This window comes from Pseudomonas sp. KB_15 (genome assembly GCF_052114525.1).
GTDB lineage: Bacteria > Pseudomonadota > Gammaproteobacteria > Pseudomonadales > Pseudomonadaceae > Aquipseudomonas.
In genome coordinates this window covers 1-644 of record NZ_JBFREX010000117.1, presented here as the reverse complement: position 1 = coordinate 644, position 644 = coordinate 1, and the positions used below count along the sequence as shown (strand labels likewise).

2 protein-coding genes are annotated in these 644 nt (G+C 65.5%); both read left to right on the top strand.

The window, feature by feature from the left end:
* The coding region (locus tag AB4Z35_RS29970) for a hypothetical protein (protein WP_442101156.1) at positions 1-276 on the top strand (276 nt) is incomplete at its 5' end.
* On the top strand, positions 269-644 hold a 376-nt coding region (locus AB4Z35_RS29965; RefSeq protein WP_442101155.1), incomplete at its 3' end, for a hypothetical protein. The genes AB4Z35_RS29970 and AB4Z35_RS29965, both read left to right, overlap by 8 nt.

Below are 644 nucleotides of genomic sequence, written 5' to 3'. Positions count from 1 at the left end.
GTGATGGACCTCGTGGCCGCGCGCGCCAAGTATGCCGACGCGGTCTGCCTGGGCTTCAACGGCAACGCCTCCACCGAGCGGCTGCGCGAACTGCTGACGCCGTACCTCGCCAACACGGCGCGTACGCCGGGCGTGCCGGTGCGTATCCGCTACGTCAACAAGACCGCGCAGTGCGAGGCCACGTTGGGCGACCAATGGCAGGTCACCCCGTCGGACGACGCCCTGACCACCTTCCGCAATGCGCTGGGCGACAGCGTCCGGATGATCTATGGCTGAGGCGGCGGTGCGATCGATGACGCAGGGCGGCAAGCGGCGCATCCTGTTCCACGTCACCCATCTGCTGCATGGGGGTATCGAGACCGCGCTGGTCTCGCTGCTGAACTCGCTGGACCGCGGCCAGTTCGAGATCGGGCTGACGATCACCTATCCGTCGGACGAGCTGGCCTCGCATTTTCTTGAGAGATTGCCGAAGGACGTGAAGGTCCACGTTCTGGCGCCCGAGGCCTGGCTGTCGCACTGCCGGCAGCTCAAGAAGAAGCGCAAGCTCGGGCCGCTCGGCAAGATCTACGAGGAACTGCTACTGCCACCGGTGCGCAAGCCGCTGATGAATCGGCGCTTCCGCAAGATTCTGCAGGGCTATGACC